Here is a 13,839-nt window from a genome sequence, read left to right as displayed (position 1 = left end):
CAGAATTATCACTCCCACACCCGCAGCTCCCACGGCCAGCCGCCTCCTTTACGGTATTGCTTTGTTAAGTAGCCCGCCCCCCACTTTGCCCCTGTCGGGCCACTCGCGTTTTGTGCAGCGCCTGCGCCGCCGCTATGCCGACCAGCTCGCCCTGCTGCCCCCCGGCCCACCGGTGCGCGCCAGTATGGAGGCCACCCTGGCCACCCTGCGCGCCACCGGGCTGGACACCGGTGCCGCCCTGCGCAGCCTGCGCCAACTGGTGATGGAGCGCCTGGTGGTGCTGGACTGCGATGCGCAAGTCCCGCTAGAGGTAGTAACCCACGCCGTCACCGCGCTGGCCGAAATCGCCCTCGATGCCGCCTGCAGCCACGCCTTTGCGCAACTCGACAGCCAGCACGGCGCCCCCCTGGCCCCGGACGGCAGCCGCGCCCAGATGTGGGTGGTGGGCATGGGCAAGCTGGGCGCGCGCGAGCTGAATGTGTCCAGCGACATCGACCTGATCTACGTCTACAACCATGACGGCGACACCGTGGGCCAGGCTGACATGCCCGAGGGCCGGGGCCGCACCAGCAACCACGAATACTTCTGCAAGGCCGTCAAAATCATCTACGCGCTGGTGGGCGACACCACCGAACACGGCTTTGTGTTCCGCGTCGATCTGGCGCTGCGCCCGCACGGCAACTCCGGCCCGGTGGCCGTGTCGCTGGACGCATTGGAAAACTACCTGCAAGAGCAGGGCCGCGAATGGGAGCGCTTTGCCTGGCTCAAAAGCCGGGTAGTGGCCCCGCGCAGCTGCATCTCGGACGCCAGCGCCCTGCGCAGCGTGGTACTGCCGTTTGTGTTCCGCCGCTACCTGGATTACGGCGTGTTCGACGCGCTGCGCCACCTGCACCAGCAGATCCGCGACCATGCCGCCAAGCGCAGCGCGGGCCGCCCCGAGCGGGCCAACGATGTCAAGCTGTCGCGTGGCGGCATCCGCGAGATTGAATTCACCGTGCAACTGCTGCAAGTGGTGCGCGGCGGCCAGTTCCCCGAGCTGCGCACCCGCCCCACGCTGGACGCGCTGCAACGCCTGGCCCACGCCGGGCTGATGCCCCAGACCACCGCCGAGGCCCTGGCCCGCGCCTACACTTTTTTGCGCCAGGTAGAGCACCGCATCCAGTACCTGGACGACCAGCAAACCCATGTGCTGCCCACCACAGACGCCGACCTGGCCTGGATCGCCCACAGCATGGGCTACCCCAATTGCTGCCCGTTCCTGACCGAGCTGGACACCCACCGCGAGCGGGTGGCGCAAGAGTTCGACACCCTGCTGGGCGGCAAAAAAGAATGCAAGGGCTGCAACGGCAAAGGCGCTAAAAACGCGTCGAGCGACCTGTTGGGGGCGCCCGACCTGGCCACCCTGGCCGAGGCGATGGACGAGCCCCTCAAGTCGCGCCTGCTGCGCTGGTCCACCCACCCCCGCGTGCTGGCCCTGCGCGATGTGTCCCTGGCCCGGCTGTCGCGGCTGGTGCAGCGCACCGTGGGCTGGCTGGGGGAGGGCCGCACCAGCCTGGATGGCGTGCTGCGCTGGATGGACTGGATCGAACCCCTGCTGCGCCGCGAAAGCTACCTGGCCCTGCTGCTGGAGCGCCCGTCCGTCCACCAGCGCCTGCTGCGCCTGCTGGCCGCCGCCAAATGGCCCGCCCGCTACCTGCAAACACACCCCGGCGTGATCGACGAGCTGGCCGCCGAGACCATGCTGGCCGAGCGCTTCGACCCCGCCGCGCTAGAGGCCGAGCTGGAAGCCCGCCGCACCTCGCTGCGCATCACCCAAGAAGACGACGAAGAAACCCTGCTCAACCTGCTGCGCCGCGCCCACCATGCCGAACTGTTCCGCACCCTGGCACGCGACGTGGAAGGCCGCATCAGCGTCGAGCAGGTGGCCGATGACCTCAGCGCCCTGGCCGAAGTGGTGCTGCGCGTTACCGCCCGCTGGTGCTGGCAGCGCCTGTCCAGCCACCACCTGGACGAACCGCGTTTTGCCGTCATCGGCTACGGCAAACTGGGCGGTAAAGAGCTGGGCTACGGCAGCGATCTGGACATTGTTTTCGTCTATGAAGACGAAGACGAACGCGCCCCCGAGGTCTACGCCCAGCTGGTGCGCAAACTCATCAACTGGCTGAGCGTCAAAACTTCTGAGGGCGACCTGTTCGAGATCGACACCGCCCTGCGGCCCAACGGCAACTCCGGCATGCTGGCCACCACCCTGAACGCCTACGCCAGCTACCAGGAAGGCCGGGGCAGCAACACCGCCTGGACCTGGGAGCACCAGGCCATGACCCGGGCCCGCTGCGTGCTGGGCCCCGACACCATGCGCCAGCGCTTTGACAGCATCCGCCAAGCCGTCATCACCGCCCCGCGCGACCTGCCCGCCCTGCAAGCCGAAATCGTCGCCATGCGCAACAAGGTGCGCGCTGCCCACCCGGTGCGCGGGGATGCTTTCGACGTGAAACACAGCACCGGCGCGATGGTGGACGCGGAATTTGCCGTGCAATACCTGGTGCTGGCCCACGCCGCCCAACACCCCACGCTGCAAGACAACGTGGGCAACATCGCCCTGCTGCAACGCGCCGAGGCCTGCGGCCTGCTGCCCCCGGGCGTGGGCGAAGCAGCGGCCAACGCCTACCGCGAACTGCGCAAGGCCCAGCACCAGGCCCGGCTGAACGAAATGCCGACCCAGGTAGTGCCCCCGCTGCTGCAAAAGGAGCGCGAGGCGGTGCTGGCGCTGTGGGGGGCGGTATTTGACTAGAGCGGCCCCCCCAAAAGCGGAATACCCGGCGGACACCCGGCGACGTTGTGGTTTTTTTGCAATTCCACAGGTCGGCAGTTACAGCGGTAAGCTTTAGGCTATGACTGCACTTAATTTAATGCCATGAAACCGTTGAAGCAGCGGCCGCTGGCAAGTTTGGGGATTGGCCCAAAGATAGTGCTTATGTTTGCGGTGGTGTTTGGCTTCATGGGCAGCTTGGGGCTGGTGGCCATCAACCGCAGCCTGTTGCCAGCCTTTGACACTTTCGAAAAACGCTACGTTCAGGACGGTGCCAAACGGGTGGTAAGCGGCTTTGACGAGCAATTGTCCGGGCTCAACGTGCTCAACCGGGACTGGGCTTTCTGGGACGATCTGTACGACCATATGCAGCGGCCCAACAAGGCATTTGAACGCAGCAATATCGGCCCTGCGGCGATGTTGACTTCCAACCTCAACGCCATCCTGTTTGTTGACCGCAAAGGGCAAGCCGCTGGCTGGGGCGTGCGCACGATGAGCACGGGGGTGCAACCCCGCCAAGAGGATTTGCTGCCATTGCTCCAGCGCGTCTGGGCGGGCAAACCGGTAGCAGCCCAGACCGCCCAATGCGGATTGGTGCAGATGCAAAAATTGTTATCAGCCGTGTGTTGGACCCCTATTGTTCAAAGCGATGGACAGGGTGCGCCGGTCGGCATCGTTGTGATGGCACGAGAGCTAAACAACAACGCGTTCACCGCCATTGCCCAAAACGCCGGAATACCTTTCTCTATTGAGCCCACCAGCAGCGCACCGGCGGCGGGTCCAGCGGAGGACGCGGAAACCTGGGAGCTCCCCCCGTTCAAGCATCTTTCCAGCCGCAACCTCACAGCACGCTACGACCCCAAGTCCATCACCTTGAACTACCCGTTGCAAGATGTAGAAGGCAAATCCCTGGCATCGTTGCAAATGCGGCACGAGCGCAGCCTGGCGGCGCAGGCCGAGCGCATCGTGACCAATGTCGCCGTGCAATTGGCGGTAATCGCTTTGGTCACCGGGCTGGTGCTGCTGATTACCGTCCATGTGTGGCTGGTAAGGCCAATTCGCCACTTGCACGCCGATCTGGCGTCAATCACGGCCTCGCGGCGTTGGGACAGCGCGCTAACGTACACACGGCCCGACGAGATTGGTGCCCTCACCCAGGGCGTGAATGCGCTGCTGCGGGTACTCAGCAGCCAAGTGGATGCCCTGGAAACCCTGTCCAGCACCGATGCGCTGACCAGCATTGCCAACCGTCGGCAGTTCGACGAGCGCCTGGCCTACGAGTCCATTCGCCTGGCCCGGCGCCCGGCGCCGCTTTCCTTGTTGGTGCTGGATGTAGACCATTTCAAACGCTACAACGATCTCTACGGCCACCCCATGGGTGATATCGCCTTGCAAAAAATCGGCATCTTGCTGAAAAATCTCTGCCGACAGCAGGATTTGCCCGCCCGCATTGGGGGCGAGGAATTCGCGTTGCTGCTGCCAGAGACCGATGCCGCTGGTGCCATCGCCGTAGCCGAAAAATTTCGGCAAATACTCCACGGTTTGGCCATAGTCCATGGCAACTCCCCAACCGCCCCCTATATCACCGCCAGCATCGGTATCGCCACCTGGGGCTCGGACCACCAAGGCGACGCCAAAGGCTTACTGCTGCAAGCCGATGGGGCGCTGTACACCGCCAAGCGCAGCGGGCGCAACCGCGTCCACCACCAGCGCTATCCGCATTTTCCCGAGCTATAAGCCCTGCCACCGCAGCATCCCATCCGCGCAAGGAAAAACCCGCATGAAATATCTCCGATGGACCCTGGTCGGTACAGCCCTCTGGCTGGCCGCCTGCGCCACCACGCCGCCGCCCACCACCGTGCCCGCCCAAGCCGCCGCGCAATGGACGGCTCCGCTGCCGCACCACGGGCAACTGGGGGCCTTGGCGGACTGGTGGCAGCGGCTGGACGATCCGCTGCTGGTGGCGTTGATTGCCGCCGCGCAGGAGGCCAGCCCCACGGTAGCCACGGCCGGGGCACGCATTGCCCAGGCGCGGGCCACGGCGGTGGGGGCGGGCGCGGCGCTGGGGCCCACGCTGGATGCATCGGCCAGCGCCAGCCGGGGCCTGTCGCAGCCCGGCGTACCCATTGCCAGCACCGCGCAGGGCGGCTTGCAGGCGGCGTGGGAAATCGACCTGTTTGGTCGCAACCGCGCCGCCGCCAACGCCGCCCAGGCGCGCCAACAGGGGGCCCAGGCCCAGTGGCACGACGCACGGGTGGCCGTGGCCGCCGAGGTGGCCAGCCAGTACGTCACCGTGCGGGCCTGCGCCCTGCTGCGCGGGCTGGCGGGGGAAGATGCCAAGTCGCGCCAGGAGACGGCGCGCCTCTCGGGCTTAAGCACCCGCGCCGGGTTTACCGCCCCGGCGGTGGACGCGCTGGCCCGCGCCAGTGCCGCCGAGGCCAACAACCGCGTGGTGCAGCAGCTGGCGCAGTGCGATGTCTATATGAAAGCGATGGTCGCCCTGACCGGCCTGCCCGAAGCAGATATTGCACAAAAACTGGCCTTAGCGCATATGCCACCTGCGCAGATAGCTCTGTTTTCCATAGCATCCATCCCCGCGCAGGCGTTGGCCCAGCGGCCCGACATCTTCAGCGCCGAGCGCGATGTGGCGGCGGCCAGCTTCGACGTGGGCAACGCCCAGGGCCAGCGCTATCCCCGGCTGACCTTGAACGGCTCCATCGGCGGCATGGCCTACCGGGCGGGCGGCAGCAGCGAGAACTTCGGCACCTGGTCTATCGGGCCGCTGGCGCTGTCGGTGCCCCTGTTCGACGGCGGGCGGCGCAACGCAGACGTGGAGGCCGCCCAGGCCCGCTACACCGAGGCGGTGGCCGTGTACCGCGCCAAGGTGCGCCAGGCGGTGCGCGAGGTGGAAGAAGCCCTGGTCAACCTGCGCAGCGCCGATGACCGCAACGCCGACACCCAGGTGGCCGCCCAGGGCTACCAGGCCGCCTTTGCCGCCACCCAGGCCCGCTACCGCGCAGGTCTGGCCAGCCTGCCCGAACTGGAAGACGCGCGCCGCACCGCCCTGGCCGCCGACACCAATGCCATCGCCTTGCAGCGCGAAGGTCTGCTGGCTTGGGTCGCCCTGTACCGCGCCGTGGGTGGCGGCTGGACCAGCCCCGATGCCACTTAACGTATGCACACACTGTTGATGGCTGCCCGCCCCCACCCCAACCCTCCCCCGAAGAGGGAGGGAGCAACACCGGGCCCCGCATGACTCCCTCCCCTCCCGGGGGAGGGTTGGGGTGGGGGTCTGCAAGGCTCCATCGCCGCCAAGCTTTAACTTATTCGGACTCCATTCCATGAAACGAAACGCTATATCTTTCGTAGCTGCTTCCGCAATCACCATATGCGCTGGCGGCCTTTTTTCTATAAATTCTGTGGCGGCGGACGAGGCTAAGACCACCGCGCCCAAGCCCGCGCTCACCGTCACCACCGTGCAGCCGCAGCGCAGCCCGTGGGCGGTGCGGCTCAGCGCCAACGGCAACGTGGCCGCCTGGCAAGAGGCCAGCATCGGCAGCGAGGCCAGCGGCCTGCGCCTGCTAGAGGTGCGTGCCAACGTAGGCGATGTGGTGCGGGTGGGCCAGGTGCTGGCCACTTTTGCGGCCGAGAGCGTGCAGGCCGATGTGGCCCAGGCCCAGGCGAATCTGCTGGAGGCCGAGGCCAACGCCCAGGATGCCAGCGGGAACGCCGCCCGCGCCCGCACGCTGCAAGCCACCGGGGCCTTGAGCGAGCAGCAAATCACCCAGTACCAAACCACCGAGCTGGTCGCCAAGGCCCGCGTGGCCGCCGCCCGCGCCACGCTGGTGGTGCAGCAGCAGCGCTTGCGCCACACCCAGGTGCTGGCCCCCGACAGCGGCACCATCAGCGCCCGCAGCGCCACCGTGGGCGCGGTGCTGGGCAGCGGCACCGAGCTGTTCCGCATGGTGCGCGGGGGGCGGCTGGAGTGGCGGGCCGAGGTCACCGCCGCCGAGCTGGAACGCATCAAGGTCGGCACCACGGCCCAGGTGCGCACCGCCCAGGGCACGCCGGTGCAGGGCAAGGTACGCATGGTGGCCCCCACGGTAGACCCGCAAACCCGCATGGGGCTGGTGTATGTGGATCTGCCAGCGTCGAATCTCAAGCCCGGCATGTTTGCCAGCGGCGCCTTCGCGCTGGGCCAGACGACTGCATTGACCGTGCCGCAAACCGCCGTGGTGGTGCGTGATGCCTTCAGCTACGTGTACCTGGTGGGCAAGGACAACCGCGTCACCCGGGTCAAAGTGCAAACCGGGCGGCAGCAGGGCGACCAACTGGAAGTCACCAGCACCCTGGCCGCCGATGCCCGGCTGGTGGCCTCGGGCGCGGGCTTTTTGAACGACGGCGACTTGGTGCGCGTGGTGCAGGATTTCAAGCCAAATGTGCCTCCAGTGCAAGTGGCACCTGCGCAAGCAGCTAGCAAATAAAGAGCAAATATGTTGTATCTGAAAATCGTTGACGGCTGCCCGCCCCCACCCCAACCCTCCCCCGAAAAGGGAGGGGGTCATGCCGGGCTCCGCTTCACCCCCTCCCCCCCCGGGGGAGGGCTGGGGTGGGGGCCGGATGTCCTGCCCTTCCCGTCGGAGGGTGCGCGGCCATGAACGTTTCCTCCTGGTCCATCAAAAACCCGATTCCGGCGGTGATGCTGTTTGTGCTGCTGACGTTTGCCGGGCTGCTGTCCTTCAACGCCATGAAGGTGCAGAACTTCCCCGACATCGACCTGCCCACGGTCACCGTGTCCGCCAGCCTGCCCGGCGCGGCCCCGGCCCAGCTGGAAACCGAGGTGGCCCGCAAGCTGGAGAACGCCCTCGCCACCGTGCAGGGCCTGAAGCACATCTACACCTCGGTGAGTGACGGCAGCGTTACCGTGACGGCCGAGTTCCGACTGGAAAAGCCGGTGCAGGAGGCGGTAGACGATGTGCGCTCCGCCGTAGCCCGGGTGCGCAGCGACCTGCCCGGCGATGTGCGCGACCCCATCGTCACCAAGATGGACATGGCGGCCCAGCCGGTGCTGGCCTTCACCATCCAATCCAACAAGCTGGATGCCGAGGCGCTGTCGTGGTTTGTCGATAACGACATCACCCGCAAGCTGCTGGCGGTGCGCGGCGTGGGGGCCGTAACCCGTGTGGGCGGCGTGACCCGCGAGGTGCAGGTGGCGCTCGACCCGTTGAAGCTGCAAGCGCTGGGCGCCACCGCTGCCGACATCTCGCGCCAGTTGCGCCTGGTGCAGCTCGACAGCGCGGGCGGCCGCACCGACATCGGCGTGGGCGAGCAACCCGTGCGCACCCTGGCCACCGTGCAGTCGGCCCAGGAGCTGGGGGCTTTGCAGCTGGCGCTGAGCGATGGCCGCCGCATCCGCCTGGACCAGGTGGCTACGGTGCGCGACACCACTGCCGAGCAACGCTCTGCCGCGCTGCTCAACGGCCAGCCGGTGGTCGGTTTTGAGGTGTCGCGCAGCCGGGGCGAGAGCGAGGTGGCGGTGGGCGCGGCGGTGCAAAAAGCACTGGTCGAAATGAAGCTGCAACACCCCGACATGGAGCTCACCGAGTCCTTCAACTTCGTGGCCCCGGTGGAAGAGGAGTACACCGGCTCCATGCACCTGCTGTACGAGGGCGCAATTTTGGCGGTGGCCGTGGTGTGGCTGTTTTTGCGCGACTGGCGGGCCACCTTTGTGTCGGCGGTGGCGCTGCCGCTGTCGGTGATTCCGGCCTTCATCGGCATGCAGATGCTGGGCTTTTCGGTCAACGTAATCACGCTGCTGGCGTTGTCCCTGGTGGTGGGCATCTTGGTGGACGACGCGATTGTGGAGGTGGAAAACATCGTCCGCCACCTGCGCATGGGCAAAACCCCCTACCAGGCGGCAATGGAGGCGGCCGACGAGATCGGCCTGGCCGTGGTGGCCACCACTTTCACCCTGGTGGCGGTGTTTTTGCCCACCGCTTTTATGAGCGGAATTGCCGGCAAGTTCTTCAAGCAATTCGGCTGGACCGCCGCGCTGGCGGTGGTGGCTTCGCTCATCGTGGCGCGGGTGCTCACGCCGATGATGGCGGCCTACATCTTGAAGCCCATCGTCGGGGCCGAAAAAGATGCCGGCTGGATGCGCGTCTATATGCGCTGGGCGGCGTGGTGCCTGAAGCACCGGGCTCTCACCATGCTGGGCGCCACTGTGTTTTTTATCGGCTCCATCGCGCTGATTCCGCTGCTGCCCACCGGCTTCATCCCGCCCGACGACAACTCGCAAACCCAGGCCTATATCGAGCTACCGCCCGGCTCCACCCTGGCGCAGACCAAAGTGGCCGCCGAGCAAGCCCGCACCCTGATCGCCCAGGTGGCGCACGTCCACAGCATCTACACCACTATCGGCGGCGGTAGTGCGGGCGGCGACCCGTTTGCCCCCGCCGGGGCGGCAGAAGCCCGCAAGGCCACCCTCACCATCCAGCTCAGCCCGCGCGGTGAGCGGCCGCGCAAGCAAGGCATTGAAAACGCCATCCGCACTGCGCTGGAGCCGCTGCCCGGCGTGCGCAGCAAAGTGGGCCTGGGCGGCTCGGGCGAGAAATACGTGCTGGTGCTGACCGGCGTTGACCCGGTCGCCCTGCAAGCCGCCGCGCTGGCGGTAGAAAAAGACCTGCGCACCGTGCCCGGCCTGGGCAGCGTCGCCTCCAGCGCCAGCCTGATCCGCCCGGAAATCGCGGTGCGGCCCGACTTTGCCCGTGCCGCCGACCTGGGCGTGACCAGCGCCGCCATCGGCGAAACGCTGCGCATCGCCACCGTGGGTGACTACGACATTGCACTGCCCAAGCTGAACCTGTCGCAGCGCCAGGTGCCCATCGTCGTCAAGCTCGATGACGCAGCCCGCAAAGACTTGGGCGTGCTGGAGCGCCTGGCCGTGCCCGGTAGCAAGGGGCCGGTGATGCTGGGCCAGGTGGCCACGCTGGAGACCAACGGCGGCCCGGCCGTCATCAGCCGCTACGACCGCACCCGCAACGTCAACTTCGAGATCGAGCTGTCCGGCCTGCCGCTGGGCGACGTGACCGCCCTGGTGCACAAGCTGCCCGCCATGCAGCAGTTGCCGCCCGGTGTGCAGGTGGTGGAAATTGGTGACGCCGAGGTGATGGGCGAGCTGTTTGCCAGCTTCGGCCTGGCCATGCTGACGGGCGTGCTGTGCATCTACATCGTGCTGGTGCTGCTGTTCAAAGACTTCTTGCACCCCGTGACGATTCTGTGCGCACTCCCCCTGTCGCTGGGCGGGGCCTTTGTGGGCCTGCTGATTGCCGACAAAAGCTTCTCCATGCCGTCACTGATCGGCCTGATCATGCTGATGGGTATCGCCACTAAAAACTCGATCCTGCTGGTGGAGTACGCCATCGTGGCCCGGCGCGACCATGGCATGACCCGTGTCGAAGCCCTGCTGGACGCCTGCCACAAACGCGCCCGCCCCATCATCATGACGACGCTTGCCATGGGTGCGGGCATGCTACCGATTGCGCTGGGCTGGGGCGCGGCGGACAGCAGTTTCCGTAGCCCGATGTCGGTGGCGGTGATTGGGGGGCTGATCACGTCTACCGTGCTGAGTTTGCTGGTGGTGCCTGCGGTGTTTACCTATATTGACGATCTGGAGCACTGGTTTCGGCGGATGGGGGGGAAGTTGCGGGGGAAACCGGCCCCAGGGCCCGCCCAGCTGCCCCCGGCACCGCAGGCAGAATCGCTATCGTAATAAGAGCTACTAGCGCCTATGAGTGGGCGCTAGCGGCATTTTTCCAGCCTGTGTATATTGAAGCGGCATACCAAGTTTTAAGGAGGCAGTCTCAACACAGGGTTGCTCGCTACGTAACGGACACCAGATCAAGCCGGGCCACTTGAGCCAAACGCGCCGACCTCTTTTCACCTAGAGCCTTGATTGCCCTAGCCGTTACAGTTGTTAAAAACCAATCAAGGTGAGTTATGACTACCAACGGAGACCCGATTCGGGTACTCACGGAGCCAAGCTCCGTCTCGGAATTCTTGGCCGAGGTGGTTCAGGCGGCAGACAGCGACAGGGATGCCCTTGGCTTCCTCTCGCGCAGCGTTTACGCAGACTTCTGTCGCAAGGCACAGTTGTTTGTTGCCCTAGCACCGGGAAACGCTGGCGAGGTCTACGCGGGGCACCTGCTGTTCGACCTTCGCTTTCCCAAGGCCCATGTGCGGCAGATTTATGTGCCCAAAACGCATCGGGGTCAGAACATCGGGCGATCGCTTCTGATCGCTATTAAGGGCATGCTTACCGAAGGGCAATTCATTTCAATTCATGCCCGAGTCGCTGAAGACCTAAAGGATGCCAACAGGTTCTGGGAGGCGCAGGGGTTCTACGCGCAACGGGTCGCAATGGGTGGGGTCAGCCGTAACCGCATGATTGTGGTTCGAGCCCATGAGCTAGACACGCCTCAACTCTTTGCTTCCAGCGGAATCAGCGCCGCCGATCCACTCGGCCTAGTTGCCGTGGAAGGCGCGGCAAAGCCGCTCTATCTGCTGGATTTGAACGTTCTGTTTGACCTGGGGCCTCGTCGACCTCGACACGAACTGGCTATGAGTGTCTTTAGGGCAGAAAGAATGCAGGCCTGCTCGCTGGCTGTCAGCAGCGAGATAGAGACGGAGTTGAACCGTACCGCCCACAACGGCAAGACGGACCCAATGCTCTCTTTCGCGGGAACTCTCCCGAAATTCTCAACGGCACCAGAGGAGCAGTGGGCGCGCCTATCTCCGCTACTTGCCGCGCTTGTGTTTCCCGAGCACCATGCCACCAATTCCTTGTCGGATAACGACTGGTCTGACTTGATGCATCTAGCAACCGCCATTCACCATGGTCTTCCAGGTCTCATCACGAGCGACAGACGAATTCTTGATCGAGCGCCCGAGCTCAGGCGGCGGTTCGGCGTGGATGCCATATCGCCAGAGCTATTTCAAGTCGAATCAGATCACATGGCGGATCCAGTAATTCACGAAGCGCATAGCGCCGACATCATTGAAGTGCAAGCTGCATCGGGTGCCGACACAGTAGCCATTCGGGGACTGCTAACTGCCCTAGGCATCGACACGGCAACCCAGGTCAACGAATGGGCGGCAACCGACGCTGGCAGCTCAGCCTGTGTTCGACATGTAGCTCGAAGCAACGGCGTGGTTGCGGGTTACTTAGTATTGCCGGCAAACATTCGAGGTCTTGAGATTCGAGCCTATGTTGCAGTCGCCGAAAACCAGCAGGACGCTCATGAAATTGCGCAGTCCCTGCTCCAGCACATTCTGAGCATGGTGAAGCAAGGGGACGTAGGCCGTGTAAGGTTGAGCTGTCCACAGCGTCAAGCCTCGCTTCGGGAAGTCGCAGCCACGTTCGGCTATGTGGCATCCCCGTCATCGTCAAACGAACTGCAGAAAATCGTTGCCAAGGCGCGTTTAACCGAAAGGAACTGGATCGCTGCCCGCGACTCTCTGGCCACAGTGGGTAAGATCGGTTTGCCCGATGTGCCACCCACGTTCCGACATGTAGATCAGCAAATTCCCCTCATTCGACCAGATGGTCAAAAAGTCCTAGTCCCTCTGTTCAAGCTAGAGTCCCTGCTGGCCCCAATGCTCCTGTGTTTACCTGGGCGAAAGGGCGTAATGGTCCCCATCCGTAAGCAATTTGAAGAGCACCTCTTAGCTGACTCGCCGCAGGCCACCTTCCTTCCTCGGGGAAAGGCCCAGCTCGCCCCCTTGCGACATTACTTGAGTGACAAGAAAACATTAAAGAACTTTGCTCGCGGTGATCTAATTTTTTTCTATGAACCGGTGAAGAATAAGGGCGCTGGTGCCGTCATCGCAGTAGGACGTGTACTGCGAGCCTACCTTCGTGACGAGTCTGCAATGCAGGCCGTCGACTTGGCCCCCTCCGTGTTGGACAGCAGCCAACTCTCAAGCATCGGGGTCTCTAAGACCAAGACCATCACTGTGTTCGACAATGTGCTGCGCTTGCCAAAACCTGTTCCATTGCGCGAGCTAAAAAGCATGAAGTGTGGCGAAGCTCACCAACTTATTACTAGCCAACGACTGTCTTCTGAGACAGTTCAGGCAATCCTAGATAAAGGCCTTTGATGCAACCGACCGAGCATGTGCTCATTTCACTTGACGAACGCCATGCAGCCAACATACTCGCTGGTACGAAGCGAGTAGAGCTCAGACGCAGAACCATGCATGTTGAACCTGGCTCGACCGTTTGGCTTTACGTCAAAAAGCCTGTAGGAGCAGTGGTTGGCTTTGCGACAGTAGGAACGACCTACGCGGCTGCGCCGAGTTCCGTATGGCGAAAGTATGGACCCGTCTCAGGTCTCAGCAAGTCCGAATTCATGAGCTACTTTGACGGGGTAGTAGTGGCATCGGCGATGTCTCTATCTGGCTCAAAGAAGCTGAAGAAGCCAGTCACGCTTGATTCCCTCCGGGCAGCAATGCCGGGCTTCCATCCGCCGCAGTTCTACTGTCGGCTCAAGACAGATTCATCGATCAAGCTGCACCTTTCCATGGGGCTGTGACGCCACCTCCAGCCAGCGAGGCTTAAGGCAACGCTGAACAAGGCCGTTCAAAACGCGTTGTCGAGGTGCTGAAACCCAGAAACCACCGAATCCGGCCAAAACGCCCCGTTCTCTAACCCCGTTGGGCACGGTTTACGGGCCTTTTGGCCCACTTTGCGCCCTTATGGACGCACCTGTGCCAACAGCTCCTTGCGCCCCAGGTAGATGTTGGCCAGTGCCAGCGCCGTGAATGCCCGCGTCGCGTTCTTCTCCAGTCCCCGGTAACGCACTTTGGTAAAGCCCCACAGCTTCTTGACCACGCCAAAGACGTGCTCCACCCGAGCGCGTATCTTGGATTTGTTGCGATTCTTGCTGCGAATCCCCTCATCGACCACGCCGCCTCGGCGGCTGCGTTGGTTAGTAAAGTCGCAAGCTTTAGGCGCTTTGCCACGGATCAAC

8 protein-coding genes are annotated in these 13,839 nt (G+C 64.1%); 7 read left to right on the top strand and 1 reads right to left on the bottom strand.

Going from position 1 to position 13,839, the window contains the following annotated elements:
- The first annotated feature begins 55 nt into the window (after positions 1-55).
- The 7 genes from glnE to AC0969_RS11585 all read left to right on the top strand — a co-directional run bounded on the left by glnE (position 56) and on the right by AC0969_RS11585 (position 13,401).
- Positions 56-2,791 carry a bifunctional [glutamate--ammonia ligase]-adenylyl-L-tyrosine phosphorylase/[glutamate--ammonia-ligase] adenylyltransferase gene (glnE, locus tag AC0969_RS11615; RefSeq protein WP_479624431.1) on the top strand — a complete coding sequence of 912 codons (2,736 nt, stop codon included), beginning with the start codon at positions 56-58 and terminating at the stop codon, positions 2,789-2,791.
- Between the two features lie 183 nt (positions 2,792-2,974).
- Positions 2,975-4,546, top strand: coding sequence for a sensor domain-containing diguanylate cyclase (locus AC0969_RS11610; protein ID WP_479624303.1), 1,572 nt, complete (start codon positions 2,975-2,977; stop codon positions 4,544-4,546).
- Between the two features lie 43 nt (positions 4,547-4,589).
- A complete protein-coding gene (locus tag AC0969_RS11605) occupies positions 4,590-5,981 on the top strand; it encodes an efflux transporter outer membrane subunit (RefSeq protein ID WP_479624302.1) in 1,392 nt (463 codons plus the stop codon).
- A gap of 169 nt (positions 5,982-6,150) precedes the next feature.
- Positions 6,151-7,293 carry an efflux RND transporter periplasmic adaptor subunit gene (locus AC0969_RS11600; RefSeq protein ID WP_479624301.1) on the top strand — a complete coding sequence of 381 codons (1,143 nt, stop codon included), beginning with the start codon at positions 6,151-6,153 and terminating at the stop codon, positions 7,291-7,293.
- Positions 7,294-7,463: 170 nt separating this feature from the next.
- On the top strand, positions 7,464-10,580 hold the full coding sequence (locus AC0969_RS11595; protein ID WP_479624300.1) for an efflux RND transporter permease subunit: 3,117 nt from the start codon (positions 7,464-7,466) through the stop codon (positions 10,578-10,580).
- A gap of 227 nt (positions 10,581-10,807) precedes the next feature.
- Entirely contained in the window at positions 10,808-12,967 is a 2,160-nt protein-coding gene (locus AC0969_RS11590) for a GNAT family N-acetyltransferase (protein WP_479624299.1), read from the top strand.
- Positions 12,967-13,401, top strand: coding sequence for an ASCH domain-containing protein (locus AC0969_RS11585; protein ID WP_479624298.1), 435 nt, complete (start codon positions 12,967-12,969; stop codon positions 13,399-13,401). The genes AC0969_RS11590 and AC0969_RS11585 overlap by 1 nt, the downstream gene beginning before the upstream one ends.
- A gap of 161 nt (positions 13,402-13,562) precedes the next feature.
- On the opposite strand, the gene AC0969_RS11580 is transcribed toward AC0969_RS11585, so the two are convergent.
- Positions 13,563-13,839, bottom strand: a 277-nt coding sequence (locus tag AC0969_RS11580; RefSeq protein WP_479624297.1) for a transposase, incomplete at its 5' end; no start/stop codon positions are given.

The organism is Rhodoferax sp. LB1P47, from assembly GCF_056521445.1.
Note: the sequence above shows the minus strand (reverse complement) of the source record. Positions and strands in the feature narration are given on the sequence as shown.

Coding starts and splice junctions, on each gene's coding strand:
- AC0969_RS11605 (WP_479624302.1), top strand. CDS start 4,590: ATGAAATATCTCCGATGGACCCTGGTCGGTACAGCCCTCTGGCTGGCC.
- AC0969_RS11610 (WP_479624303.1), top strand. CDS start 2,975: ATGTTTGCGGTGGTGTTTGGCTTCATGGGCAGCTTGGGGCTGGTGGCC.
- AC0969_RS11585 (WP_479624298.1), top strand. CDS start 12,967: ATGCAACCGACCGAGCATGTGCTCATTTCACTTGACGAACGCCATGCA.
- AC0969_RS11590 (WP_479624299.1), top strand. CDS start 10,808: ATGACTACCAACGGAGACCCGATTCGGGTACTCACGGAGCCAAGCTCC.
- AC0969_RS11600 (WP_479624301.1), top strand. CDS start 6,151: ATGAAACGAAACGCTATATCTTTCGTAGCTGCTTCCGCAATCACCATA.
- AC0969_RS11595 (WP_479624300.1), top strand. CDS start 7,464: ATGAACGTTTCCTCCTGGTCCATCAAAAACCCGATTCCGGCGGTGATG.